Source organism: Bacillus sp. FSL R5-0585 (assembly GCF_038004545.1).
In the GTDB taxonomy this organism is placed as follows: domain Bacteria; phylum Bacillota; class Bacilli; order Bacillales; family Bacillaceae_G; genus Bacillus_A; species Bacillus_A cereus.
This window is the reverse complement of sequence record NZ_JBBORJ010000001.1, coordinates 1,224,715-1,250,758: the sequence shown is the minus strand read 5'-3', so window position 1 is coordinate 1,250,758 and position 26,044 is coordinate 1,224,715. Positions and strand designations below refer to the sequence as shown.

The window sequence follows — 26,044 nt, the reverse complement described above, 5'->3', positions numbered from 1 at the left end:
CACACAAACTTACTTATAGTTATAGGATTGCTGCGTATTAAATATTTCACTACCACAAGCAATTAATTCCAGTATTACAATATGAAGAAATGAAAACTTATTCATCTTCTTCCTAACACACCCCAAATACACTTTTCCTCAGTAATGTAACGCAAAATAGCACTTAGGCATTTGTAGATTTATACAACATATTTCGAAGCAGAATACAAATAAACCCTAATACTAATGCAAACATGCCTACAAATAAAATATATTTCGTTCCAATTTGTGCAATAATTATCCCTGCGATCCCAGTACCAATTGTAGTCCCTAAATTACAAGAAGTTAAAAATAATCCATTAGCGAAATCTGGTGAATTAGGTGCTGAAGACATCATCCAATATTGATTGACATTACCACCAATCCCGCCAAAAACACCCCAAATTACAATAAAAATTGCAGTTGGTATCGCAAGATCTGATACAAAGAAAAAGGAAAAATATAATATCATTAGAGCAATGGGATAAATGATTACCGTACGGACAGGAGCTATTGTCAGTAATCTCCCTGCAAGAATATTCCCGATAATATTTGCTAACCCATAAACAAATAGCATGATACTTATCATATACGGCGACATTTTCGTAACTACATCTAAATATTCGGCTAGATAACTATAAATTCCAAATACCGCTCCATTTAAAAAAGTTACAGCAAGTATGGATAGCCATGTGATACCTTTCTTTAAAATCTTAAGCTGCGAACCATAAGAAAGCTTTTCCTGAACAGGCATAGAGGGAATAAATACGATTGTCATAATAAACGCAAAAATATTAACAAGCGCAAAAAATGTTAATGATATTTCAAGTGTAAATACATTTGCTAAAAAGTTGACAATCGGTACACCTAAAACCATACCAGCTGAAACCCCAATAAACACTTTGGCAACTGCTTTTGGAGCTTCTTTTGCACGAACTGAAGTTGCTGCTACTGATAAAGCCATCGATACGTACACTGGATGAAAGAAAGCCGGAATTACTCGTGCAACTAAAGCAACTGTAAAATTCGTTGTAAAAATTGAAATAACGTTGCCGATAATAAAGATTGCTAGTACGAACAACATAACCGTTTTTCGATTTACACCCGAAAAAACTAAAGGAAGCGTTGGAGCCGCAATGGCAATGGCGAGCGCGAACAAACTAACCATTAAACTTACCTTCGAAACACTTACATCAAAATGATCTGATAATGTCGGAAGCAAGCCAATATATCCCATTTCAGTATTAAGAATACCGAAAACCCCTACTGCTAATATAAAAATTAATACACTTTTTGAATTCTTCATAAAAAACACTTCAACTCCTCTTTCACTTCTTATCAATGCTTTTGGTAATGTGATTATAAAATGGTATTATTGAGATAACAAATACCTATATTGAATACATTCCTATAACAAATAGGCATACGAAGGAGAAGAGTTTTTTGGACATACGTGTATTACGCTACTTCATTGCGGTAGCAACGCAAGAGAATATATCTGCTGCTGCAAATGCATTGCATTTATCTCAACCTACATTATCAAGACAGTTAAACAACCTGGAAGAAGAGCTTGGAACTACTTTATTTGTACGAGGAAATCGAAAAATCACTTTAACAGACGAAGGTATGTTTTTATTAGATCGAGCAAAAGAAATTGTGGATTTAGTAGAAAAAACAGAAGCTAATTTTAACCAAAAATATGAAATTATTAGTGGAGAAATTCATATTGGAGCTGGAGAAACAGAGGCAATGCAGTTCATTGCACAAACTATAAAAAAAGTTGTTTCCCATCACCCTAACATTAAATTTCATTTATATAGCGGCAACGCTGATGACATTACAACAAAATTAGATAGTGGTTTATTAGATTTTGGTATCGTTATTGAGCCAGCAAATAAACAAAAATATGACTACTTAAAGTTACCAGCTACTGATGTATGGGGCGTACTTATGCGAAAAGACAGTCCCTTAGCGGAAAAAGCTTATATCCATCCAACAGACTTACTAAATAAACCTCTTATCATATCAAGACAAACGGCTGTAAGTAATGAATTATCAGGATGGCTTGGAGAGGAAATTGAAAACTTGAATGTTATAGGTACATATAATTTACTCTATAATGCATCCTTACTCGTAAAAGAAAATATAGGCTACGCACTATGTATTGATAAGCTTATGAATACGTCTGAGGAAAGTACACTTTGCTTCCGCCCCCTATCTCCTAAGCTAGAGGCTGGACTAAATATTCTTTGGAAAAAACATCAAACATTTTCAAGTGCTACAAAGATTTTTCTAACATATTTGCGAGGAGGTATGTAAATATTTTCTTACAAAAACTACATGTTTGAAAAGCGGCATAACCTTCTTTCTAGGATAAATTTTTAGAGCGGAACACATATACACAAATGTAATACATCAATGAGATAAAAAAGGATTCCCCACGAACGGGGAACCCTTTTTTATTATATACATATCATCTTGAGATAACTATTCCTTGATTATTTTTTAATTTTTTCTTTTGCTTTTTCTGGAACATCACTTTCTTTTACTTCTTCTAATGAAAAAACATAACCTCCTTTTACTCGAACTTTTATATAAGTATCTTGATATTCATGTGGGCCAGTAATCCCTACCCTAATTACCGATTCTTTTCCTGATTCATCCACCCCATTTAGCATATACATAAATCTCCTAGGGTAATCAGGGTCAGGTTCTGGTTCAGCTGGTCCCTTAGTAAGAGCATAGACATCTTTTTCTATCACAAGTGGATTATATCTATCTATAATTTCGTTTTCTGTAAAAGTTAATCCCCAACACACTATAATTAGCACTACAACTACTCCAGCAATTTTAAATAATAATTCTTTCATGTTTAAATTTCACCTTTCGTTAATTAATATATTTACAAAAATATTTATATATTTAAATTTATAAATGATAAATATGTTGTATAAGACCTTTCTAAATTTAATAGGTATATCTTAATAAAAAGTGAATAAATAACTTAATTTTTTCTTAATCTCCCATAATGAGTCATTATCATAACGGACATAGACACTGTAACAGTGAATAAGAGCTATCGAAAAAATAAAGTTACCTCTCTAAGGAGCTACCTGTAGCAAAAGAAAAAGCCGATTTCTTTATCGTATAGGAAATCGACTTTTGGCTTAATTATTGATTTAGTAATAAAAACACCTTTTTAAAATAACTATGTTTATACTATAGACGTTGATCTTTTTGGAAGTTTAGACGAAAATGATCCTCGTCATTATATACCCCAAATTCATACCCTTGCTCTTTATAAAATTTAATAATTTCAGGAAGAGCTTGTAATGTTTGCGCCTTTTCATGCATTAATACAACTTCAACTTCTTCTGTTGTCTGTTTCTTTACATTTTCGATAATCTGAATGGGATTATCTTTTAATTTCCAATCATTTGAATCTATCGTCCAATCCCAAACTTTTATTCCTGCTTCTACGATTTTGTTACGAATGTCCTCGCCCTTTAATCCTGGTGCAGATCCATATGGGGGACGGACTAGTTTAGGAGTTGTACCCGTAATATTATGAATAAGAGCTAACGTTTCTTTCATCTCCGTTACAAATTGTCCTTTTTTGTATAGCTTATCACTATTATGTGTCATACTATGAGCACCAATATAATGTCCTTCTTTTACCGCTCGTTTTACGTTTTCCTGAAAACCTGTATTTTGTAAATTGCTACCTTGCATAAAAAATGTCGACGCAACATTTTGCTCTTTTAGTACATCTAAAAACTTCCCAGTTAATTCGCTAGGACCGTCATCGAATGTTAAATAAACAACCTTTCCTACCGGCTTTCCATCAGGTCTTTTCTGTTTTGCCGGTGGTGTTTCTTTTTTCTTTTCTTGTTGTTGCGTGTTAACTTGATTACTACTTTCGTTAGCTATTCCCTTCGCTGGGATAGAGTTCCATTTTCCAATTAAAAAGAAGGTGAAAAAGGTCGTTGCTAAAACAACTCCTAGAGATATTATTACCTTAGTTAGTCGACTTGTTTTTTTCTTACTTTGTGATTCTTTCATTATTTTTCTATCCTTTCCCTATTAATTTTTATATTCATTATTTATACGGCTGAGCATTAACTCCAGCTGATATTTACAATAAATAGATTAATAGAGGAAGGTGAAGATAAAATGCAGATAATGTCGAATTTAGTTAAAGAATAACGTATGGCATCCACTCTTTAAAAAAATATTTGTTTCTCTACTACAGTTAAATTTGAAAACTGGATATACATCCAAAATAAAAGATACTACTCTTTCTAAACAATATTTTCATATCAAGATAACAACATACTGGTATAAAGATAAAATACAAAGATAGCCGTACTATTGAAATTCTATTATAATTTTGTAATTGGAATTCATTTGAACCAAATGAAGAACTAGAAGAAATATTATTATGTGGAGGTGCCCCGATGAACCTTGTAATTAGAGAGTTAGAAACAAATGATTTAGATAATCTCCCGGAGATTGATGACAGTTTTATAGTGAATACTCGGTTAATTCTTTCTCTTTCCAAAGGAAATAGACACATAGAATATACAGTAGAAGACGTTCCGAGTTATGAAAAAAGTTATTTGCAAAATCAAGATGATAATGAAGAACTGGCTTACAATGAATATATAAATAAACCTAATCAAGTCATTTACATAGCACTGTTACATAACCAAATCATTGGATTAATGGTATTGAAAAAGAATTGGAACCACTATGCTTACATAGAAGATATAACGGTAGATAAAAAATATCGTACACTCGGAGTTGGTAAAAGATTAGTTGATCAAGCAAAGCAGTGGGCAAAAAAAGGAAATATGCCAGGTATCATGCTTGAAACGCAAAATAATAATGTCGCAGCATGTAAATTTTATGAAAAATGTGGATTTGTAATTGGTGGGTTTGATTTTCTTGTTTATAAAGGTTTGGATAAGACAAGTGATGAAGTTGCAATTTATTGGTATATACATTTCAAATGATAATAGTTTATAACGTAAAAAACTCAAAATAAAACCCCAATTTCTCTATACTAAAATCGAGAAATTGGGGTTAAGTTATTTAAAACAAATAACTAATTAATAATCCTGCTGACAACAAGAAGCCGAAAATCGTATTTGTCATCGCTGTTGATTTCATTGCGATACGCATATATCCAGGATCCTTTGCCCCTTTTTGGAAACTTTGAATCGCAGAAATTGGCTTTCTCAAACCTAGGAACATAACTAATGCCCAAGGGCTTATATAACCCATTAATACAATTACGGCAATCCATAAATACGCAATGAAAAAGGCTACCGCTAGTGTTACCACAGCTTTTTCTCTCCCAAGGAGGATTACTAATGTCTTTCTTCCACCTTTAATATCTTCTTCGATATCTCGGATGTTATTTGACATATTGATTGCACCTACTAAAATTCCAATTGGAATGGAAATCAATACACTTTCAATCGTTACAGTATTCGTTTGAATAAAGAAAGCAATGAGTACAAAACATGTCCCCATTAACAATCCAGAAACTAATTCTCCAAACGGGGTGTACGCAATTGGTAGTGGACCACCTGTATATAAATAGCCAACTGCCATCCCAATTAAACCAATAACCACTAACCACCAACTACTATTCATACAAATATAAATGCCAATAAAAGCTGCTACGACATATAATAAAAGCGCAACTGTTAACACATTTTTTGGCTTCAATCCATGACGAACAATTCCGCCACCGATGCCAACGGATTCAGCGGTATCTAATCCACGTTTAAAATCATAGTACTCATTAAATAAGTTCGTTGCTATTTGCAATGCTAAACATGCAACCATCATCGCAATAAATAACAGCCAATCAATTTTGGCAACATAAAGTGATGCCACTGTTCCTAAAATTACAGGAGAAAACGTCGCCGTTAATGTATGTGGGCGCGTCATCTTCCATATTAATTTAGCGGAACTAATTTCTTTTTCTGTCCCCATAACTCTGTTCAATCTCCCTACATTTTAAGTATAAATTACTAGCAGTATCTTTCTATCTATTTCCTGCCACGCATCCATTCATTATATCAATAAATGATTATCCTTTCTAACAAATCAACTTTTAATAAGATGAAAAATTATAAAATGAAACTTTAATCAGTAGGAGTTTTGTCATCCCCACTGATTATTAGTACATATCCATTGTTTTTTTACGGGCAGCCCTCCCTCCCATTCGCTGAATTTTGTGGTGGGAGTCTTACTGCCCGTTAATGCGGGATAAAAAAGAAGTCAAATTACTTCCAAACAACACCTCGCCTCTCATATTCCATTCTGTATTCAACAGCAGCCGCAATTTTAGGACTTGCGAACCTTTCCGTGATCCAAAGTCCCAAATCAACTCCTGAAGTGACCCCTCTTGCAGTGATAATATCCCCTTGATCCGCAATTCTGTAATGAAGAAGCTCTGCCCCGTATTCACTCATTTCATCCTGTGCCAAATAGTGCATCGTTGCCTTTCGACCGTTCAATATACCAGAGGCAGCTAATAGCATACCTCCTGTACACACACCAGCAACAATTGTTCCTGCATTGTGCATCTCGCTAATCATTTCGGTCAAAGTACCAAGCTCTGCTTGCTTTCGTGCCCCATGCTCTGCTTTATGATTCCAGCCACCACCAGGTACAATTAACAAATCTGGCCTATTATCCATTCGTAAAAAATCATGTAGTTTAACCGTAACTCCAAATGAAGTCGTAACTTCTTGTTTTTGTTCACTCGAAACGAATTCAATTGTAAATGGAGCCCCTTCTTCTATCGCTCTTTTCAGTACCTCAAACGGTGCGAAAGAGACAAGTTCTCCGAAACCATCAAACAATACTATTTGTATTTTCATTTTCGGACACCTCATATGCTTTCTTTTTTAAATTGTAGATATATATAATGATTGGGCAACCTCAAAGTGTAAATTGTAAAGTATACCTAGATTATTCAAATAAAAAATAATATCCCACATAGTTAAATACATTTGTAAACCCTACATTTTCCACAACTGCAACAGAAGGCTTGTTCAATTCCATACAGTCCCAATATGGAATAATATCATTCTCCAAACAATCTTTCACAAAACTATGCGCTATCTTTTGAGCTAATTTTCTCCCTTGGTGACCTTTTATCGTTTCAATATCTATACAATGTATATTTGCAAATACAAAACCTGAAAAACATACACTTACAATTAGATCATCATAAACAACGCAATAACCGATTCCCTCATCGAAAAAACAATCCGGTGAAGACCAAAACTCTAAAATTTTTGATTGTAAAAAATCAATATTCTTAAATGTATTGTTATTATTTTCATAGAGAGCTTTACTCATTTTCAGCACAGTATATCCCTGTTCAAATTTAGGCTCATGATGATTGTCATAATCCTCTTTTCTTAGCGTATACACTCTTTGATTCCAACTCTTTAATTTACGGTGCTGAAATATTCTTTCAATTGTTTTGTTCCATTTTGAATGATTACCGATTCCTTCAAAGCAATCTAGTCCTACCTTCCTCGCCTCAGGTACTATTACATTATTAATAAAATGATTCATTTCTTTATTAAACTCTTCATTTGCAGAATCTCCAATGAAGAAGAATCCATCATTATTACCTAACCAAATAAGTCCCGAATTAGGAGCAGTACTATTATCTACAAATATACGACCAGGGTTCACTCCTGCAATTACAGCACGTACCTCTAATTGACCTTGTTCATTCACTAAACTATTACACCTATAAAAATCATTCTTGCTTAGTTCACAGATCATACGTTACATCCCCTTTTTTAAACTGTTCTATTCTAACTTTACCACTTTCACATAATATTCTGTATTATTTTCAAGAGTGGTTTTAAAGCGATGCGATAAGTAAATGAAATACATAATAAAAAAGAGTCAATCCCCTATAAGATAGAAGATTGACTCTTTCCTTTATTTACTCCCCTGTTTCAGAAAATCGCTTTATACGTTCACCAATTTCATCACGAACACGTTGAAATTCAGACCACTCTTTTCCTGCTGGATCATCGAATCCCCAGTGAACACGATTTACGTGCGGAGGTGTCGAAGGACAAACAGAATCCGCATGACTACAAAGGGTAACGACTAAATCAGCGTTATTTAAAATATTTGCATCAATTATATCTGATGTTTGATTCGTTATATCAATATTTACTTCATTCATCGCTTTAATCGCATTTGGATTTACTCCGTGTGCTTCGATTCCTGCAGAATATACATTCCATTTATCACCTACATATTGTTTGCCCCACGCTTCTGCCATTTGGCTTCGGCACGAATTTCCTGTGCATAAGAAATAGATTGTCTTTTTGTTTTCCATGTTGTTTTCCGCCTTTGTTTTTAAATTTAGACTGGCTGATCAATAAAATATTTTCGCTTAAACCAAAAAGCGACGTTTACAAGCGCAATCATTACAGGTACTTCCACTAACGGCCCCATAACAGCTGCAAATGCTGCACCTGAATGAATACCAAACACACCAACTGCTACTGCAATCGCTAACTCAAAGTTATTACTACCTGCTGTAAATGCTAACGTTGTCGTCACTGGATAGTTTGCACCAATTTTTCTTCCCATAAAGAAAGAAACAAAAAACATGACAATAAAATAGATTAATAACGGAATTGCTATTCTTACTACATCTAATGGTACGCTAACAATCATTTCCCCTTTTAAAGAGAACATAACGATAATCGTAAATAGCAATGCAATCAATGTAAGTGGACTAATTTTAGGTATAAACACCTTTTCATACCACTGTCTTCCTTTTAACTTAACGAGTACAAATCGTGTCAGCATACCTGCTATAAAAGGAATTCCCAAATAGATAAATACGGATTTCGCTACTTCTACCATTGTAATATCAACAATAGCTCCTTCAATTCCTAACCATTCTGGAATGACTGTTACAAACACGTATGCATAAACGGAGAAGAAAAGCATTTGGAATACGGAGTTAAAAGCCACTAAACCTGCTGCATACTCTTTATCCCCATCTGCTAGATCGTTCCAAACGATTACCATTGCAATACAACGTGCTAAACCAATCATAATGAGTCCGACCATGTATTCTGGCTTATCAGGAAGAAAAATAATTGCTAAAACAAACATAAGTACAGGTCCGATAATCCAGTTTTGTACTAAAGATAAAACCAATACTTTTACATCTTTAAATACGCGGCCCATTTCCTCGTAACGAACTTTCGCTAACGGTGGATACATCATGACAATTAAACCGACAGCTAGCGGGATAGACGTTGTTCCAACTTGTAATGTACTCATTCCGTCTACTACACTAGGAAATACAAACCCTAAACCAATCCCAACAGCCATAGCTAGAAAAATCCATAGTGTTAAATATCGATCTAGAAAAGATAAACGTTTCATTTTATTTTCCATCTCCTCTTAACAACAAGAATTTTTTTCTACTACGTTAGAAGTCGTGCAACAAGATGCCTCTTCTATTTTATGAACATCACTCTGTGCTTTTGTATAAAAGAATTCCCACTCGTTCCCATCAGGATCCGTTACCCAAAACTTATCTTGAACCGCATAGCAACAAGTTGTATCCATCTCATCACGCGCAAAGAAACCTTCTTTTTCTAATCTTTCTTTATGTAACGTAATTTCTTCAGCTGTATCCACTTGGAAACCGAAATGATTTACCTGATTTCCCTTCACTTCATCTTTTACGTTTAGCGTGAAGTTAAGTCCTGGCGTCTCTAATAAAAATTTTGCATAATCCACTTTTACCTTAACTGGTGACACACCAAATACCTTTTCGTAAAATTCGATAGACTTCTCTAAATTCGTAACATTTATACCGACGTGAACATATCTCATAGCCTATTCCTCCTCTATATATGTTATTAATCAATTTTTTTTGATTAATAGTACAAAATTTTAACAACAGCTACCTTTGCCTGTTTTTCTAAAAATACAACACAATTCTTCTGATAATAAATTGTTTACTTCCGCATCATTTAAATCATAATAACTCCACGTACCTTTTGTTTCTTTTACAATTAAACCTGCATCTAATAAAATCTTTAAATGATAGGACAACTTAGATTGCGTCATTTCAAAAACTTCTGTCAAATCACATACACACGTCTGGCCTCGCTGGCAAAGCTCATACATGATTTCTAAACGTTTTTGATCAGCCAACGCTTTAAACTTTTTCTCATATAACTGAAAATTTTGTGCCACTGTAGTTCACTTCCCTTCATCAACTTTTTTTGATGTTTATAGTATATACGCTAGTGAGTTTATTATGCAACTTATTAATCAAGTTTTTTGATTTAGAAAAAACTTCCTCTCATTATATCTTCGCTACAACTAAAAAGTACCCTAGCCTTTTCAAAAATGAAAAACGACGGTTCTTTTTACAACTTAATAGTTATAATATTTCCGAGAAATGGAGTCTCTATAACTATTTTTAATTTTAATTTGATCATAATAGAGTAGTGCCCCATCACCATCAATCTAAGAAAAACAAATACCCTAAAATGAGAAAAATCGATATAACTCTTCGGCAAATAAAGATAACTCTTGTTTTTAGTGCATAATCATAAAAAGCACGTCACCCTTTCTCATTAACATAAGAGAATAGTAATGTGCTTTTCATTTCAAAAACAGTCTAAATCCTTAAGTTGATGGTTGTGGGGCGGGACCCCAATAAGAATGGTATCTAAGGTTGTATAAGAGGTGTTAGTTCCATTCCAAAGGCCTCAGCCGACGATTAACTCAAGTACCGGTTTCGGATGACTCCCATGTGATGAAGTTCGTGTCCTGCGATGCCGTACGCGAGGGCGCGCGCCGTAATGCTGAGGTTATTGGCTGTACCCTTGCGGTTCCACGCCTCCGCCGGTAGCCCGCGCAGCAATGTGATCGTTGATTGCCGGACGGCCTGGTAGTCTTCGGCCAGTTGCGCGATTGTCCAGCTTCCGAAAGGAGGCATGAACAATTCCTGATCGAAACCGGTCAGCGGCGTCTGGTCCCCTCTTGCGAACCGGAGCAGGCGGTAGGTCATGACGCGTTCCGCGTCTGTAATGTGGCCCACAACTTCTTTCAGTGTCCATTTTCCTTCCGCATACCGATATGCGGCCTGGCTTTCGGTCAACGATGCCAGGAGCTCGGTCATTTGCTTTTCCTGAGCGAGCAGAATGTCGATGATGTTACCGTCTGGCACCAAACGAATATATTCGCCGGAGCTCCCAGCGTATTCTTCTTCTGACGGTCTTTGATTCATGCGTAGTCACCTCTTTATGTATATATAGAAAATTATAACACTCGTCTATGTCTAATCAATTCGTGAAATGATAGAACTTTCCTTCTAATAATTGAGGATAAGCAACTATTTAGTTGGTCGGTCGCCACACTACCCTGATTCGTTTGCACAATAAGCAATGCTAATCAATACTGCATAAAGTGAAACTTTAATCAGTGAGAGTTTTCTTCATCCCCCACTGATTATCAGCCCTCACCAATCGGACTTTTATGGGCAGTTGATCCCTCACCTAACTTCTTTGCTTTCGCTGAATTTTGAAGTGGGGGTCTTACTGCCTATTAAAGCGGGATAAAAATTATCTGTTATACAATATTTCGAAGTTATTAATATATAAAGGTAACACCTTCTTTTTTTAATTTAAAGATGAATTTTCAATTATATTTTGAAATGAACCGGAGTAAAACACACTAGTCTAACTACTTTTTCATACAAGATTTTATGCAAAAAAGAATAGCGAAGATCCCTAGAATCTCTGCTATATCAATGATGTATAAACTCTTGTATAAGTGATAGATAGACATAGAGACAAAAAATTTAGTAAAAATAAGGATTCTATGAAAAACTTGCTACCGGTAATGAGACGTTATGTTAACCAATCGTGTATATGGTATACAATAAAATTGAGGTGAAGTTATGGGAATAACGCTAACGATTGATACGCTGCAAAAACTCAATGATACAGATTTAGCAACAAAATTTTTTGATTTGCTAGAGAAACATGGATTATATCTAGAGAAACTAGGATTGTATGAACCATTAAAACAAGAATATAGTAAAGAAAAAGGTATTGAAATATGGTGTTTAGAAGATGAAGGATGTTTTGATATAGAATCAAATAAAAGTTTAGGTAAAGCTGGGGGAGTGCTTGGAAAATCTAAAACACAAGGCTTTACCATGCATGTTGTTTGGTGGGATTGTCCATGGAAAAAAACGAATTATATATGGTTTCATTTTCAGAAAAAGGCTTATAAGGCATATAAAACTCAAATACAAGAACTGTTTAAAGATCTTATTATTCTTACGAATGGCTTGTATGGATACATAAGTGATGAAATTGCAGTTAATCGCCAACATGTTACAGGTACAATTCAAGAACGAATATCAGGAGTGTTCTGGTGTAATTATTTTGGCCCCCCTCTTTTAGAAGTTTTAAGAAAAGAAAATGTAGAATCCTTTTCTTGGTACAACAGTGTTAAGGTTGATAATGGTGGAGTTATTACCTATTTAACATCAGATGCTTTAGATATAAAACTCAAGTCAAATGAACTTGAGACCAAGGCACAGGAGTATATTGGAAGTCATTGGTTTAATGGTAAAGCTGCCAATTATCACATATTTTAAAAATTAACTTCCTGTAACGAGAATTATGTAAATAAGCTGTCCATGTGGACAGCTTATTGTTTTTTTGCTTAGCGTGCAAAATTCGCGTCTTGTTCGCAGGACCCCAAACAGTACGATTTTATTTCAAAGATATAACGATCTTACTACACACTTTTTATTTATTACACACTCTCATCTGCTAGTATTACTATTTTTTATTACTAATGTTGCCGTTTCACTCGGATGGCTAAGAGGAAAATGATGGCCATATGGAACAAAATCAACCTTCCCAAGGTGCGATGGAGCAGAATAGCTTCTGTCATACTCCCCCCAAATAACGTGAAGATTATACTTTGTTAATTCATTGAAATCACCTTGATCGTTTTTCAGTAGTAAACTGTTAAGCTGAACCGTAGTATTTAAAATTCTAGGAGAAGTAAAACTGTTCCTTATTTTTTCAATATAATGTTCAGGGATGCTCTCTATACTTTCAAACAAACCATTACTTAATAAATATCGCTCTATGAAATTAGTAGTTGCCAGTTTTAATGTCCATTTGTTCATAAATTGAGGAACATTTAGCGATTTAGCATTTTTTTTAACAACAGGTGGCTGAAGTAAAGTGATTGAATACTTCTTATCTACGTACTCTTGTACCAATGCTTCCAGAAGAATAAATGCACCGAATGAATGACCAATTAGATGTGCACCATTCGTAGCTTTCTCCAATAACTTTTTCACTACATTCAAATAGATAGCTAGAAGATTTTTCTCTCGTTTAAAAGGAGAACGTCCCAAACCTGGAAGATCCAAGATCCATACAGGTTGACCAGTTTTTTCATGAAGCTCTTGTGCTAAAGGAAATAAATCCTCTCCATCACTCAATAAACCATGTAATAAAATAAACGGTTTACCCTCTCCTTGTAATTGGTAAAGGGTAGTGTTATCGCATAATGTTCGTTTAAATACATGATTATGCTGGCCATTTTGATATATCATTCGATAATCCAGATCAGCTACTACGGCAGGGAGAAATTTCATTACACTCGTCTTCTTAAACCAATCCCCTCCCATAATTTTTTTCGCTGAAACATTTGAAAATTTTCGTTTTGTAATAAAATTCAGTCCATCAGAAGGAATTTTTGTTATTTTACTTACTCCACTATTCATAATTGTTTTCATAAGCGGCATTGGAACCGAGATTTTTGGTGCCCTCATATTCATACTTTCCGACATAACACTTAATAATTCAGCAATGTTCTGATCGTGCTGTTTGTCTTCAACAAGTGTATATGTTTGAATAGTCGGTTGCTCCAACCTGAAAACCTGCACAATAAACTTCGCAAACTCATCGTTTGAAATAAGTGGTAACCTATATCCCTTACCTCCAGGAATCACCGGCATGAGTCCTCTTCGCATACTCATCACAAGCAAACCTAATCCCGCTATCTGCTCTGTACTCCCTGTTTTGCTACTACCGACTACAGTTGGTGGATTAATTACAGAAAGCGGATAACCTACTGCTGATGCCTGCTGACGGATATAAAGATCTGCTAAAAATTTTGTTCTCTCATATGGATTTTTTATTTTCAAATAATCGTTTCCCTCTTTAAACACATCAATTGCAATCTTGCTATTTTTATCATCAAAGGGACTCATATAACCTACAACATGAATAAATTGTTGCAAGCCCTTCAATTGATGAATACTTTTAGCTAATTCACTAATATGTTTGGCACCATTTAAAAATACGGAAGCTGCCTCGTTACTTGTCGCTTGAATATCCATGGGGCCTCCTGCATGAATAATCACATCCGTTTTCAATACCCTCTCCTTATCTTCAGCACTTAGACCTAAATCTATTTTCGTCAAATCACCTTCAATAAAGTGCATAACATCCTTTTTTAAGATGCCTCTTTCTTGAAAAAGACGTATTGCTTTACTTTTCGACCTCACTAAAAGAAGAATTTTAGCATCCTCTTTGGCTAATTCTTTCACTAATTGCTTTCCAATAAAGCCTGTTCCACCAGTTAAAAATACTGTTCTCATATAAGATCCCCTTTTTAGTACTAATCAGTACTAATTTGATGTAAAAAAAATGCTTCTTTTATCGAAGCAATTTTAAAAAATGATCTGCTGTTTTCGTGATTACAGTTGCATCCTTCAATGTTTCTGAAATAAATAACGCTCCTTCAAGATTTGTAATAAAAAGTGATGCAACCTCATCAATATGAATCGTATTTCTGAATTCTCCATTCTCTACCCCTTGTTTAAGTAATAGAGAAACTTTCTTTTGTAATCCTGTAAAAAAAAGACCTATTTTTTCTTTTATTTGCGTGGCCTGTTTAGGACTTTGAATATAAAGAGTAATAAACGGACAGCTCCCCTTATACTCTCTCGACTGAACTCCTTGTGATAATTGCTTTAAAAACAGTTGGATACGATCTTCAACTAAAAATTGGCTCTGAGAAATTACGTCATCAATTGCAGATTGATACATTTCAATCCAATAATCAACGACCGCTTCTAATAATACTTCCTTATTAGAAAAGTGATAATACACATTAGACTTTGAAACTTTGCTTACACGTACTAATTCATCCATACTTGTATAAGCAAACCCTTTTTCTAAAAATAATGTTGCAGCTACTTCAATCACACGTTTTTGATTCATTAATTTTACCTTTGTCATAATTAGAACTATATAGTACTATTTTAAATATTGCAAGTATTTATGTTCATTTAGAAAAAAGTTTAATTAAAAATGTTCCACTAACATTGATTTTACTGCAAAAAAATCTTAGCATCAGTGTTATGCAAAAAAGAAAGGGAGTGGATCCCCCACTCCCTTTAACCATCTACCCCTGATTCTTCTGCGCTTCTCTAAACTCCTCCTTCACCTTCTCTAACAACCCTTCTTCCGTAATTAATCGATATGCCGTATTCGCTAGTGCTTTTGCCGATGTAATTAATGCTTTATCTCCAAGTTCTGAACGTGCTGCTTCTCTAAATTCATTCGTATGTGCAATTAAATCATCTGGTCCGATTTTAATGTACGGATGAATTGTCGGTACGACTTGACTTACGTTTCCTGCGTCGGTTGAACCAATCCCTACTCTTTCTTTACGATTTACATCTTCACCTAATAGTTCTAGTTCTTCCGCTACGATATCGTTATATGTTTTTGTTACGAGTAATTCATCGATTTCATTTTGAAATTGATGGATTTTTACTTTTGCACCTGTTGCTAATGCTGCTCCCTGTGCAATGTTTCTTACTTTTTCTGTTACTTCCGCGCATCTTTTTCGCGTTGCTGCACGGATGAAGAACCTAGCCGCGGCATAGTCAGGAATAATGTTAGGTGCTTTTCCGCCTTCTGTAATGACGCCATGAATTCTCACGTCTGACGGAAGTTGTTGGCGAAGTGCGTTAATACCGTTATAGAGCTGAATAACCGCATCTAATGCATTAATCCCTTCTTCCGGCGAAGCTGCAGCGTGAGCTGTTTTTCCATAAAAATGAAAATCAAGTGGATCGACTGCTAGTGAAGGACTCGTTGTCGCTGTTTTTCCGCTCGGATGAATCATAAGCGCCGCATCAATGTCTTTAAATAAACCTGCCTTTACATAACTTGATTTCGCGCTACCATTTGGCCCACCTTCTTCTGCTGGTGTACCAAACACGACAACTTCCCCGCCAATTTCTTCAAGTGTTTCTGATAATGCAATTGCTGCTGCAACGCTAATTGTGCCAATTAAATTGTGACCACACGCATGGCCTAATCCTGGTAAAGCGTCGTACTCCGCTAAAAATGCAATTGCCGGTCCTTGTTTTCCAGAACTTTTTCGCGCAATAAACCCCGTTTCATGTCCAGCTATATTGTGCTGCAACTGAAATCCTGCACTGCCTAGCAATAAACTTAACGTCCTAGATGCGTAAAACTCTTGGTTACCAATCTCTGGATTCGCATGAATATCATGACTTGTTTCTATGTACTTTTCCTTATTTCTTTCGATACTCTCTTCAATTGTTTTTCTTTGTGACGTTACTCCTGTCGCTCCCATTGTTCTTCCTCCTTTTATTTTCACGTAAAAAAGCCTCTTTCTAAAAGATAGAAAGAGGCTTCTGTATATACAGTCAAAATGAGCTTCTTTCTTATCTTTCAAGTTACCTTGCTGGAATTGGCACAGTATTCATAACGAATCCGCTGCCGAGGTATCATAGGGCCAGTCCCTCCACCTCTCGTGATAAGAATTTTCATAAAATTATATTAAATTATTTTTTATTCTAAGTTCATTCCAAGTAAAAGTCAAGGAATTCCTATCCGAATTTACCGAATATCTAAAAATCCTTTTAATACACCAATTGTCTCAGGTGCTTGCAGTCTTGCACATACGTACGGAAATTCCGTACTACCTTCAAATATCATTTGAGATGTAAGCGGTGCGCCTGCCCAAAAGATTTCATCATCAATTACTAAGAATGGGAATGCTTTATTTTGTCTTTGTAACTTTACATTTTTCAGCGGAACTGGTCCATCACTATAAACTGTTATTTGTGCATTTGTACGCATTAACGCTTGCCATACTCGTTTATCTACTTGTTTCGTACTTGGCAGTGAAATAATAATTTTTCGTTTTGCGGCTAAAATATCTTTTAATAGCCCTTTCGGCTCTTCAAGATTCATTTCCATAAACCAGCGTAAACGTTTCGAAATTTTCCGTTCCCACAATTGTCTTGATGTCGTGCGATCATACACATCTCCGTGACGTTCTATATGAGCTGTTAATTGTGATAACGCTTGTTTTCTAGAAAGATTTTTACGCATATAATGGCAATCTGATAATTGAATGAACTTCCCTCTCGCCCTTGTCACTGCTACATTGACGAGGCGATGGTTTTTGTGATCAAAGAATAATACACCAGGTCGTTCTTGCGGATAACTGTCAACCGTATCAAAGATCATCATATCTCTTTCAGAACCTTGGAACTTATGAACTGTCGCCGCTAAAACTGGTATGTTTTGATATTTTGTTCTCTGCAACATTTCTCTAATACACGTTGATAAAAAGCGTGACTGCGCCCTGTAAGGTGTCACAATACCAATTGATTGCACACCGTCTAACAATCCGATTAACATCATTTGCATCGCTACTAAACCAGACATAATGTTAAAACGGGAACCAGAAGCAGCATCTTTTAACGAAAAAGCTCCCATTTGGCTCGTATCAAATAAAACACTCGCTTCATTTGCGAACGGCTGCAATTGCGCAAGTTCTTTACGCTCTGAAACAGACGGATGATCGTATACTCTATTTTTATAAATAAACGAATTCGTAAACTTCGATATATCCGCATGCATACGTCTTTGTTCCTGCAACATAAATAGGTTTGGGTGTGCTTCTGATTTATTAACAGACTCAACAATCCCAGCATGGTAAAACATATCTTCCCCAAGCCATTTGCGAACGGGTTCATGATTTGCCATCGCAATTGGAGGTAACTGTAAAAAGTCACCGCAAACGACGATACGTTTTCCAAGTGAAGCAGCTAATGCAATTTGCGGAACATATGCCATACTTACTTCATCTACAACAACTAAATCAAATGTGCGCTCATAAATAAGTGAATCAATGGCACATTTTGATAAAGTTGCACCAATTACTTTCGCATTTTCAATATATTCTTTTTCTACTTCTTTAATTTTAGCCTTTTGCTTTCGAAGATCACTTTCAATCTCTTGTATACGCTTCTTATCAGCAGATGTTGCTTTATACGATAAGATTTTTTCACGAAGATCTTGTCGTGTCTCTTCTAAATAGAGTCTTTCCTCACCCCAAGATCCGTTCGTCGTTTCAACTAACTTCGATGCAAGTAACGTATCATGATTTCGTATATGTTCATGTTGACTATAGCCGTAACGAACAATTTCACCAGGCGTCCATTTCTTTTTCTTCTCAATTTGCTTCGTTACTTCACTCATTAATACGTCTACTGCCGCATTACTATGAGCCAACACAAGTACCGATTTTCCTTTTTGATAATGAGCCGAAATAATACGTGATAAATTGTAAGACTTTCCTGTTCCTGGCGGTCCCCATACGTACGTTGTTGGATTATAAAACGCACGATATGCCAGTTCATTTTTCGGATTTTTCATCTTCTCAATATGTTTCGGACTGCTCGTCCCATCAACAAGACGCTTTATACGATTACGTTTCAGCTTATCTTTACGTGCTTCCTTCAACCTCTCTTGTAGTTGCTCTAAAAGTTGCCACGGTTCACTATATAAAACAGCTTCTCGTATTTCACCTTGTATATAATCATTTAATTTCAGTTCTATTTCTAATCCATGTACAGACAATACTTCTCCTGTCGCTTCCTCACCATCAAACTCAATTCGAATGGGTGAACCTTCAGGTAAGCTTACTTCCGAAATAAGCTGAAATACGTATACTGTACTTTCATAATCTGTATATAAAAAACGACCATTCATGATAGAAATTTTACTACCACCTATCGTTTTCCAATGTTTAATTTCATATGCTAATGCATAATGCCACTCTTTCATCGTTCCCGATAATGAAGGAGTTTGAGTAGGTGTATTCATCGTATAATCTCCTTCCTTCTCCCCAAACATACTTTCTCACTATACCATATAAAACGCTAAAATTTGTAAGGTTTTTATCTTGCTTATTTTCTTAATTTTCAATAATATATTGTATATAATTTTCAGAAAGAAGGAATCTACATGCCAGTTAGAAGAATTGAACACGTTGGACTTATGGTAGCAAACTTAGAAACATCTATTTCCTTTTATGAAAAAGTAGTCGGCTTACAGCTCATTAAGCGAATGGGGCACCCGAACCCAGACTTAAAACTCGCTTTTTTAGGTGTGGAAGAATCAAAGGAAACGATACTCGAATTAATTGAAGGCTACAACTCTTCTCTTCCAGCAGAAGGAAAAGTACATCACATTTGCTTTAAAGTGGATTCATTAGAAGATGAAATTAAAAGACTAAATAAACATAAAGTAACCTTTTTACTAGGAGAAGAAATTGAAACATTACCAGATGGAACACGTTACATATTCTTTGCTGGTCCTGATGGAGAATGGATTGAGTTTTTTGAAACCGAGAGATAAAGTAAGACTTTATTTTGCGAGATAAAAAAGAAGCCGGAATTCCGGCCCTTGTTTTTAACGAAACATATTTTATTATAGGAATAAAAAGAAATAGGATATTCTCTCCTATTTCTTTTCTTAATGTTATAAAAATCTTTCTAATAACTCTAACTTGCACAATGCTTCCCGTTAATATAATAGGCTGATTCTGTGAAAACTGTAAATACAACCTCTACTTCTAGAAGTCCAAAATCCATTACATATGTAGTAATGGCCTTGGCAAATCGATCACGAATTTCCTGTCCACGCTCGAACCATTTCACTTCAATAAGAGGAAACGCTTCTATTTCTTCTCCATTGAATACAAACGTAGAACTTGGTAGTTCCAAGGTGAAATTATCCGTACCACACTCACAGATATCTGCGAGTTCTTCTACTAATGGCTTGCTTATGCTTTTTAATTGTTCAGTAGTAATTCCACGAAACACAACATGCGGCATGTTATTCCCTCCGTTACATAGCTTTATATTTCCTCATATCATAACACAATTTATTTTGCTGCACTAACATCTATTCGTACATTTCACTGACATTCTTAAGAATGATTATATGTTATTAAAGCTTTTCATTAAGAATATAATCAGGAGTTAAGGAAAAGCAGACTGATAGAATTAAAGATGAAGAGGTAATACTTGACCTCAATTCTAATCGTCATATAATCAATGCCATGCACAAAGAATCTCAGTTACATTATTTTCTGAACAGTCTCGTTAAAGCCATACCAAGAAATCCAGCACCCATTCCTATTAGCCATCCAGTTTGGGCATTACCTAACATAGATCCCACTCCTCCACCAAGAAACATACAGCCAACGAATACTAATCCTCCAATTCCCCAATTCGGCCGTTCCATAATTCAATCACATCCTTTCAATAAAATATATGCGATTAGCTCCCTCAACTTTCTTCCATAGGATAGTTCATTATTTTACTTAGGTTTAGCACTTCAGGGCATTCAAAAGATGCGAAGCTTGAGTCATTTATATAGATTGTAGAAGTATGGAGATTTTCCACATTTTAAAATAGTAAAGTATAAACATGAAAAAACTCCTAACAAATTTTGTTAGGAGTTTTTTCAAATAAGCGATATTTATTTAATCTTCATTATTGAGTTCTATTGTACCTGTTCTAGCACTAACTTTTAAAATATTTAACAGATTATCAGGTGTCTTGATTTCCACTTCATATTCAAATTTTGATTGTGCTAAGTTGTCATCTTCTAATTCAAATTCTTTTTTCACATTAATAATTTCTCCATTTGTATGAGCTAAAGAAATTTCACGAACTTGTTTCTCTGTGTAGTTTTCATTCTTTTTTGCATAATTGTAACCCATACCATAATATCCACCAACAATAGCAATACCACTTACTAAAATAGCAATTACAATTATCATTATTTTCTTTTTATGTTTTAACATTTTCATCCACTCCTTCATAATTAATCATCTATTCCAAATCTTGCTTCGAGTGCATTTTCTGCTTGTTCTAATTGATCTTCCAGTATATCGTGTTCTCTTTCTTGCGTTTGATATCGTTCAACAGTTATCGTTCCAGCGTGATAATCTGCTTCTAGCTGATTATCAGACAGATCTATCTTGTCATCTAATTGATCAATTTCTTTTTTTGCTGCTAAGTACGTATTTAAGTTTTCTTCTTTTGATCCAACTGGTTTCGTGTTATTTGTCTTTTCAACGATAGATGTGACTTCGTTTTTGAAATCTTGTATTTGCTTCCTATCATTCGCAGCAGCTTGTGTTTTGATTGGTTCTTGTTGTAATTGAGAACTTTCTTTTTGCAATGTATCATTCTCCACCTTCAGTTGTTGTACTTCTGTATTGTTATCAGCTTGAGTAGAACAAGCTGTTAACAATACACAAGACATTGCTCCAATCAACATCCACTTTCTCATTCTGTTTTCCTCCCTTTACATGTGTACCTTATCCTTGCCTTTATATTACTGAACAAACATTAAAGGAAGATTAATGTACAAAAAAATAAAGTGAAGACTTTTACGGGTAGCCCGACTTCCCCTAACTCCCTCGCCATTCGCCGAATTTTGAAGGAGGAGTCTTACTGCCCGTTAATGCTGGATAAAATGATATAATTAACTAGTTTCTAATCTTTCTTTAATGTTTTGGAATTATAATGATACATATAAATAAGGAAAAAAGGAGAATGTTAATGCGAGTTCTTATTGTCGAAGATGAACAAGACTTACAAAATATATTGGTAAAACGATTAAATGCAGAAAATTATAGTGTCGATGCATGTGGGAATGGAGAAGATGCCCTGGATTATATAAACATGGCTACCTACGATTTGATTGTACTTGACATTATGATTCCAGGAATAGATGGTTTACAAGTATTACAAAGATTACGCGCGGACAATAATACAACTCCGGTCTTGCTTCTTACAGCTAAAGATACAATTGATGATCGTGTAACAGGACTCGACTTAGGTGCAGATGATTATTTAGTAAAGCCGTTTGCTTTTGATGAACTGTTAGCAAGAATTCGAGTGTTAATGCGAAGAAAAACAGGAAATACATCTAATGTGTTTGAAATCGCTGACCTAGTGGTAGATTGCAATATGCATAAAGTAACAAGAGGAGACCAAGTTATCACTCTTTCCAGTAAAGAATTTGCTATTTTAGAATATATGATTCGTAATAAAGAAGTTGTGTTGACACGAGATAAAATTGAGCAACATGTGTGGAATTACGATTATGAAGGTGGCTCGAATATTATTGATGTTTACGTCCGCTATCTTCGCAAAAAAATTGATAGCCAGTTTGAAACGAAGTTAATTCATACAGTACGAGGAACTGGTTACGTATTGCGAGTAGAATCATGAAAAGACTATCAATAAAAATGAGAATAACTCTGTGGTATACGGGGCTAATTGTAATTATTATGGCACTCGTGTTAGCTTTTATTTTAACTTCTTCAGATAAAGTTTTGCTTTTTAATATGAAAGATCAATTGAAGAACACAGTAAAAGAAAGCATGGAAGATATCGAATATAAGCATGGACAATTAAAGATGGACGATGATTTTGAAGCCTTAGAAGATGGAGTAAATATTAGTATTTATAGTAAACAAGGTGAGCTGCTAGCAGGAAATAGTCCAACAAGCTTTAATAAACAGATATCGCTTAAATCTGATGAAATACAAACTATTAAAGACGGTAATAAAGAATGGATAGTATATGATTTTCTCCATAATACAGGCGGCGATCAGCAAGTCTGGGTTCGTGGAATAATGACTATGAACCAATTATCCTCAACGATGAATACGCTTATTGTGGTAACAATCATCTCATTCCCATTACTTATTCTCATTGCGGCAGTCGGGGGATATTTTATTACGCAAAGAGCGTTTCGACCTGTGCAACAAATGAGTGATTCAGCTAGTAAAATTGGTGATGGTAAAGACCTTTCGAAGAGAATTCATTTACAAGGTTCACCGAAAGACGAAATGTATCATTTAGCACAAACCTTTGACAAAATGTTTGAGCGATTGGAGACATCATTTGAAAGTGAAAAACAATTTACATCTGACGCATCTCATGAATTAAGAACGCCAACATCTGTTATTATTTCACAATGCGAATACGCTTTATCGCAGAGAAATAACCCGAAAGAAATGGAAGAATCGTTAGAAGTAATTTTAAAGCAATCACGTAAAATGTCCGCTCTAATCTCACAACTCTTATTGTTAGCAAGAGCTGATCAAGGAAACCATAATACTTTCCAATTTGAATGTATTAATATGAGTGAATTAACGGAAATCGTTGTAGAAGAGCTTTCATTAATGGATCAAGAAACATCGGTTGATATCACAACTCATATAGAGGAAAACCTGTTTATAAAAGCAGATCAAACATTGATGATGCGTTTATTAATGAATTTACTAACGAATGCGATTGCTTATAGTAAAGCGAACGGCACTGTGCATATGCAACTGTTCCGTGATGGAACCAACATAATAGGTAAAGTCTCCGATAATGGCATTGGCATCAGCGAGCAACATATTACGAAAATATGGGACCGCTTCTATCGAGTTGACGTAGCACGCACATCTTCAAACATCGGAAACACAGGTTTAGGATTGTCGATGGTAAAATGGATTATCGAACTACACGGAGGAGAAATTACGGTTGAAAGTAAATTAGGAGAAGGCAGTACTTTTACATTTAAACTACCAATTGAAAAAAGAGCATAATGTATGCGCGTCTGTCGCTTCAAAATAAAGATTAATATTTAAAAGCTCTCTACAATCCTTATGTAAAAATAACTGACGCATTTTAAACATCATCGATTTTATCATTTTGGACAACCTATTCTGTTAAATTGATATACATGCGAAAAAACTATCGAAATAAAACCCCAGAAATCCAAAGGTCTCTGGGGCTCCATTATATATTTAGCTCTTTTTGCTTTTTATTTTGTTTATGTCTATACAGTAATTTTCGGCTTATTAGAGAAATCACTAATAAGGTCAGAATTAATAAGATAAGTTGCATAAATGATAGATCAAAATATTTAGCACCTGTAACGATTAAAAGTGTAGAAATCGTGCCTTTTACAACGAAAAAAATAATAACCCATAATCCGCCTTTTTTCCAGTTCATTTTATATTACCCTTTCCTACGTTTAAATTCTTAAAATATTTAATGATAGTTCTTAAATGTGACAACTTAATAGAAATCTATTATATTAACAAAAAATTCATGTCTAATTAAATGCAACGATTCTATATTAAGTGAAAATGATATTCATTGTCAATTTTATTGACTATTTGAATACTTATTATTTCTTTCTACTTTGTTTCTTATAAGCAATACGCTCTTGTATTCAAACAAAAACACCTCCATTGCATTTGCACTTTGAACTGACCCACGAATTTGGTACATGAAAAAAACACCTATGCTACCTGTTTCTTATATTCTATAGGAGACAGGTAGTTTAACTTTTCTTGAATACGTTCCGTATTATAATACTCAATGTAATCGTGAATGAGTTGTTTGAGAGTAGAGGTTGAATGTATTTGTTTTTCTTGGGAGTAAAACAATTCAGATTTCAATGAGGAATGAAAAGATTCTATTACGGCATTATCATGACAATTTCCTTTACGGGACATACTTGTGGTAATGCCATTCTCTTTAGATAACGTTTGGAAAGCGTAGGAGGTATACACGGCCCCTTGATCACTATGTAGTATAATTTGAGTCTTTTGTTTTAGTTTGATCGCCTTCTCAACTGTGTTTAAGACAAGTGTTACGTCTTGTCTGTTACTTATTTCATACGCAATGATTTCATTGTTATATAAATCCATAATACTTGATAAATACAACATCTCTGTACCAAATGGCAAATATGTAATATCTGTAACCCATTTTTCATTTGGCTTGTTAGCTTGAAAATTTCTATTTAAGAGATTCTCTACAACAATTCTACTTTCCCCATTGATCCAGGTTCTTCTCTTTCTTTTAACCCTACATTGTAAATTTTTCTTTTGCATTATTTTTTGTACGGTTTTTCGATTTAGGTGATAATTATATTTTCGTTTCAATAAAGCAGTAACTTTTCGATGTCCATATCGAAAGTGATTTGTCATACAAATTTTCAAAATAGCCTGTTCTAATTTTGCTTCCTTTACATCTTTCACTTTATTTTTCCATCGATAATAAGTAGAACGAGGTATACCAATTAATATACATATCTCTTTAATGGAGTACTCATCTTTCATCAACTCCACTACTTCTACAACTACTTCTTTAACCAACTCCTCTCGATTTCTTGGTACTTTTTTAAAATATCTAGTTGCATTTTTAATTTCCGATTCTCTATCTGAAGTTTCTCGATTTCAGTTATACCTCCTTCACTAGCCTTTTGTAGCGTACTTTGTTTTCCTACAGGGCGACTAAAACGATACGTTTCACCTTCACGATGCCACTTCATCCAAGTTTTAATCTGTGCTTTATTTTTAATTCCTAATTGTTCCATAATTTCTTTATTTGTGTATCCTTGTTTTTTCAGCTTGATTGCTTTCCATTTAATTTCTTCTGAATAAGATTTTCTCGTCCCCATAAAAGAAACACCTCCGTATATTCGTATTTAAATTAAATACGGTATAAGAGGTGTTTTTTCCTTGTCTT

The 26,044-nt window shown here is 34.8% G+C and carries 27 protein-coding genes, 1 pseudogene and 1 riboswitch; of the genes and pseudogenes, 7 read left to right on the top strand and 21 right to left on the bottom strand.

The window, feature by feature from the left end; translation table 11 throughout:
• Positions 1-163: 163 nt before the first annotated feature.
• A complete protein-coding gene (locus MKY38_RS06545; protein ID WP_044307071.1) occupies positions 164-1,324 on the bottom strand; it encodes an MFS transporter in 1,161 nt (386 codons plus the stop codon).
• A 137-nt stretch (positions 1,325-1,461) separates the two neighbouring features.
• Here MKY38_RS06545 and MKY38_RS06540 point away from each other — a divergent pair, with 137 nt between their 5' ends.
• Complete coding sequence (locus MKY38_RS06540) at positions 1,462-2,337, top strand: LysR family transcriptional regulator (protein ID WP_000354971.1); 876 nt, start codon at positions 1,462-1,464, stop codon at positions 2,335-2,337.
• Between the two features lie 179 nt (positions 2,338-2,516).
• On the opposite strand, the gene MKY38_RS06535 is transcribed toward MKY38_RS06540, so the two are convergent.
• Both MKY38_RS06535 and MKY38_RS06530 read right to left on the bottom strand, forming a co-directional pair.
• A complete protein-coding gene (locus MKY38_RS06535; protein ID WP_000661360.1) occupies positions 2,517-2,888 on the bottom strand; it encodes a YxeA family protein in 372 nt (123 codons plus the stop codon).
• A 349-nt stretch (positions 2,889-3,237) separates the two neighbouring features.
• Complete coding sequence (locus MKY38_RS06530; RefSeq protein WP_000665176.1) at positions 3,238-4,080, bottom strand: polysaccharide deacetylase family protein; 843 nt, start codon at positions 4,078-4,080, stop codon at positions 3,238-3,240.
• Positions 4,081-4,475: 395 nt separating this feature from the next.
• Here MKY38_RS06530 and satA point away from each other — a divergent pair, with 395 nt between their 5' ends.
• Positions 4,476-5,033, top strand: a complete 558-nt coding sequence (gene satA, locus MKY38_RS06525) for a streptothricin N-acetyltransferase SatA (RefSeq protein WP_025708620.1) — start codon at positions 4,476-4,478, stop codon at positions 5,031-5,033.
• A gap of 79 nt (positions 5,034-5,112) precedes the next feature.
• Here satA and menA read toward each other — a convergent pair whose 3' ends face one another.
• The 8 genes from menA to MKY38_RS06485 all read right to left on the bottom strand — a co-directional run bounded on the left by menA (position 5,113) and on the right by MKY38_RS06485 (position 11,341).
• Complete coding sequence (gene menA / locus MKY38_RS06520) at positions 5,113-6,024, bottom strand: 1,4-dihydroxy-2-naphthoate polyprenyltransferase (protein ID WP_000536385.1); 912 nt, start codon at positions 6,022-6,024, stop codon at positions 5,113-5,115.
• 293 nt (positions 6,025-6,317) lie between these two features.
• Complete coding sequence (locus tag MKY38_RS06515; RefSeq protein ID WP_000701557.1) at positions 6,318-6,917, bottom strand: DJ-1/PfpI family protein; 600 nt, start codon at positions 6,915-6,917, stop codon at positions 6,318-6,320.
• A 91-nt stretch (positions 6,918-7,008) separates the two neighbouring features.
• On the bottom strand, positions 7,009-7,839 hold the full coding sequence (locus tag MKY38_RS06510; protein ID WP_000562836.1) for a GNAT family N-acetyltransferase: 831 nt from the start codon (positions 7,837-7,839) through the stop codon (positions 7,009-7,011).
• 166 nt (positions 7,840-8,005) lie between these two features.
• Positions 8,006-8,410 carry an arsenate reductase (thioredoxin) gene (gene arsC / locus MKY38_RS06505; protein ID WP_025708621.1) on the bottom strand — a complete coding sequence of 135 codons (405 nt, stop codon included), beginning with the start codon at positions 8,408-8,410 and terminating at the stop codon, positions 8,006-8,008.
• A 26-nt stretch (positions 8,411-8,436) separates the two neighbouring features.
• Positions 8,437-9,477 carry an ACR3 family arsenite efflux transporter gene (gene arsB, locus MKY38_RS06500; protein WP_070180273.1) on the bottom strand — a complete coding sequence of 347 codons (1,041 nt, stop codon included), beginning with the start codon at positions 9,475-9,477 and terminating at the stop codon, positions 8,437-8,439.
• An 18-nt stretch (positions 9,478-9,495) separates the two neighbouring features.
• Positions 9,496-9,933 (bottom strand): ArsI/CadI family heavy metal resistance metalloenzyme, encoded by a 438-nt coding sequence (locus MKY38_RS06495; RefSeq protein WP_070180274.1) that lies wholly within the window; start codon positions 9,931-9,933, stop codon positions 9,496-9,498.
• A 60-nt stretch (positions 9,934-9,993) separates the two neighbouring features.
• Positions 9,994-10,299 (bottom strand): arsenical resistance operon transcriptional regulator ArsR, encoded by a 306-nt coding sequence (gene arsR / locus MKY38_RS06490; RefSeq protein WP_002026021.1) that lies wholly within the window; start codon positions 10,297-10,299, stop codon positions 9,994-9,996.
• A 532-nt stretch (positions 10,300-10,831) separates the two neighbouring features.
• A complete protein-coding gene (locus MKY38_RS06485; protein WP_001076316.1) occupies positions 10,832-11,341 on the bottom strand; it encodes a DinB family protein in 510 nt (169 codons plus the stop codon).
• 672 nt (positions 11,342-12,013) lie between these two features.
• Between MKY38_RS06485 and MKY38_RS06480 the strand changes: the two genes are divergently transcribed.
• On the top strand, positions 12,014-12,721 hold the full coding sequence (locus MKY38_RS06480) for a hypothetical protein (RefSeq protein WP_070180275.1): 708 nt from the start codon (positions 12,014-12,016) through the stop codon (positions 12,719-12,721).
• 171 nt (positions 12,722-12,892) lie between these two features.
• Here MKY38_RS06480 and MKY38_RS06475 read toward each other — a convergent pair whose 3' ends face one another.
• From MKY38_RS06475 to MKY38_RS06460, 4 genes are all read right to left on the bottom strand, one after another.
• Positions 12,893-14,749: an alpha/beta fold hydrolase gene (locus tag MKY38_RS06475; protein ID WP_070180276.1), complete on the bottom strand. Its 1,857-nt coding sequence runs from the start codon at positions 14,747-14,749 to the stop codon at positions 12,893-12,895.
• Positions 14,750-14,807: 58 nt separating this feature from the next.
• Positions 14,808-15,374 (bottom strand): TetR/AcrR family transcriptional regulator, encoded by a 567-nt coding sequence (locus MKY38_RS06470; protein ID WP_065223153.1) that lies wholly within the window; start codon positions 15,372-15,374, stop codon positions 14,808-14,810.
• A gap of 184 nt (positions 15,375-15,558) precedes the next feature.
• Positions 15,559-16,764, bottom strand: coding sequence for a M20 family metallopeptidase (locus MKY38_RS06465; RefSeq protein WP_070180277.1), 1,206 nt, complete (start codon positions 16,762-16,764; stop codon positions 15,559-15,561).
• 88 nt (positions 16,765-16,852) lie between these two features.
• Positions 16,853-16,954, bottom strand: a riboswitch (SAM riboswitch).
• A 76-nt stretch (positions 16,955-17,030) separates the two neighbouring features.
• The gene (locus tag MKY38_RS06460; RefSeq protein WP_070180278.1) at positions 17,031-19,340 is read right to left on the bottom strand and encodes an AAA domain-containing protein; all 2,310 of its coding nucleotides are present in this window, start codon (positions 19,338-19,340) and stop codon (positions 17,031-17,033) included.
• Between the two features lie 111 nt (positions 19,341-19,451).
• On the opposite strand from MKY38_RS06460, the gene MKY38_RS06455 reads away from it, so the two are divergent.
• Entirely contained in the window at positions 19,452-19,844 is a 393-nt protein-coding gene (locus tag MKY38_RS06455) for a VOC family protein (protein ID WP_065223150.1), read from the top strand.
• A gap of 146 nt (positions 19,845-19,990) precedes the next feature.
• On the opposite strand, the gene MKY38_RS06450 is transcribed toward MKY38_RS06455, so the two are convergent.
• Positions 19,991-20,323: a DUF1904 family protein gene (locus tag MKY38_RS06450; RefSeq protein ID WP_070180279.1), complete on the bottom strand. Its 333-nt coding sequence runs from the start codon at positions 20,321-20,323 to the stop codon at positions 19,991-19,993.
• Between the two features lie 140 nt (positions 20,324-20,463).
• Here MKY38_RS06450 and MKY38_RS29250 point away from each other — a divergent pair.
• Positions 20,464-20,559 (top strand): annotated as a pseudogene (locus MKY38_RS29250) (PRK06770 family protein); the annotation flags it as partial.
• A gap of 14 nt (positions 20,560-20,573) precedes the next feature.
• On the opposite strand, the gene MKY38_RS06445 reads toward MKY38_RS29250, so the two are convergent.
• The 3 genes from MKY38_RS06445 to MKY38_RS06435 all read right to left on the bottom strand — a co-directional run bounded on the left by MKY38_RS06445 (position 20,574) and on the right by MKY38_RS06435 (position 21,791).
• Positions 20,574-20,735: a hypothetical protein gene (locus tag MKY38_RS06445; RefSeq protein WP_000441008.1), complete on the bottom strand. Its 162-nt coding sequence runs from the start codon at positions 20,733-20,735 to the stop codon at positions 20,574-20,576.
• A 241-nt stretch (positions 20,736-20,976) separates the two neighbouring features.
• Positions 20,977-21,300, bottom strand: a complete 324-nt coding sequence (locus MKY38_RS06440) for a PepSY domain-containing protein (RefSeq protein WP_025708642.1) — start codon at positions 21,298-21,300, stop codon at positions 20,977-20,979.
• Between the two features lie 20 nt (positions 21,301-21,320).
• Positions 21,321-21,791 carry a hypothetical protein gene (locus MKY38_RS06435; protein WP_025708644.1) on the bottom strand — a complete coding sequence of 157 codons (471 nt, stop codon included), beginning with the start codon at positions 21,789-21,791 and terminating at the stop codon, positions 21,321-21,323.
• 272 nt (positions 21,792-22,063) lie between these two features.
• Between MKY38_RS06435 and MKY38_RS06430 the strand changes: the two genes are divergently transcribed.
• A complete protein-coding gene (locus MKY38_RS06430; RefSeq protein ID WP_070180280.1) occupies positions 22,064-22,738 on the top strand; it encodes a response regulator transcription factor in 675 nt (224 codons plus the stop codon).
• On the top strand, positions 22,735-24,108 hold the full coding sequence (locus MKY38_RS06425) for a sensor histidine kinase (RefSeq protein ID WP_070180281.1): 1,374 nt from the start codon (positions 22,735-22,737) through the stop codon (positions 24,106-24,108). Before MKY38_RS06430 ends, MKY38_RS06425 begins: the two co-directional genes overlap by 4 nt.
• 193 nt (positions 24,109-24,301) lie before the next feature.
• On the opposite strand, the gene MKY38_RS06420 is transcribed toward MKY38_RS06425, so the two are convergent.
• Together MKY38_RS06420 and MKY38_RS06415 are read right to left on the bottom strand one after the other, a co-directional pair.
• Complete coding sequence (locus tag MKY38_RS06420; protein ID WP_001104104.1) at positions 24,302-24,517, bottom strand: hypothetical protein; 216 nt, start codon at positions 24,515-24,517, stop codon at positions 24,302-24,304.
• Between the two features lie 293 nt (positions 24,518-24,810).
• A protein-coding gene (locus MKY38_RS06415; protein ID WP_171902538.1) for an IS3 family transposase occupies positions 24,811-25,976 on the bottom strand; the annotation gives its coding sequence in 2 pieces (ribosomal slippage) (positions 24,811-25,679 and positions 25,679-25,976; 1,167 coding nt in all).
• Positions 25,977-26,044: the final 68 nt, after the last annotated feature.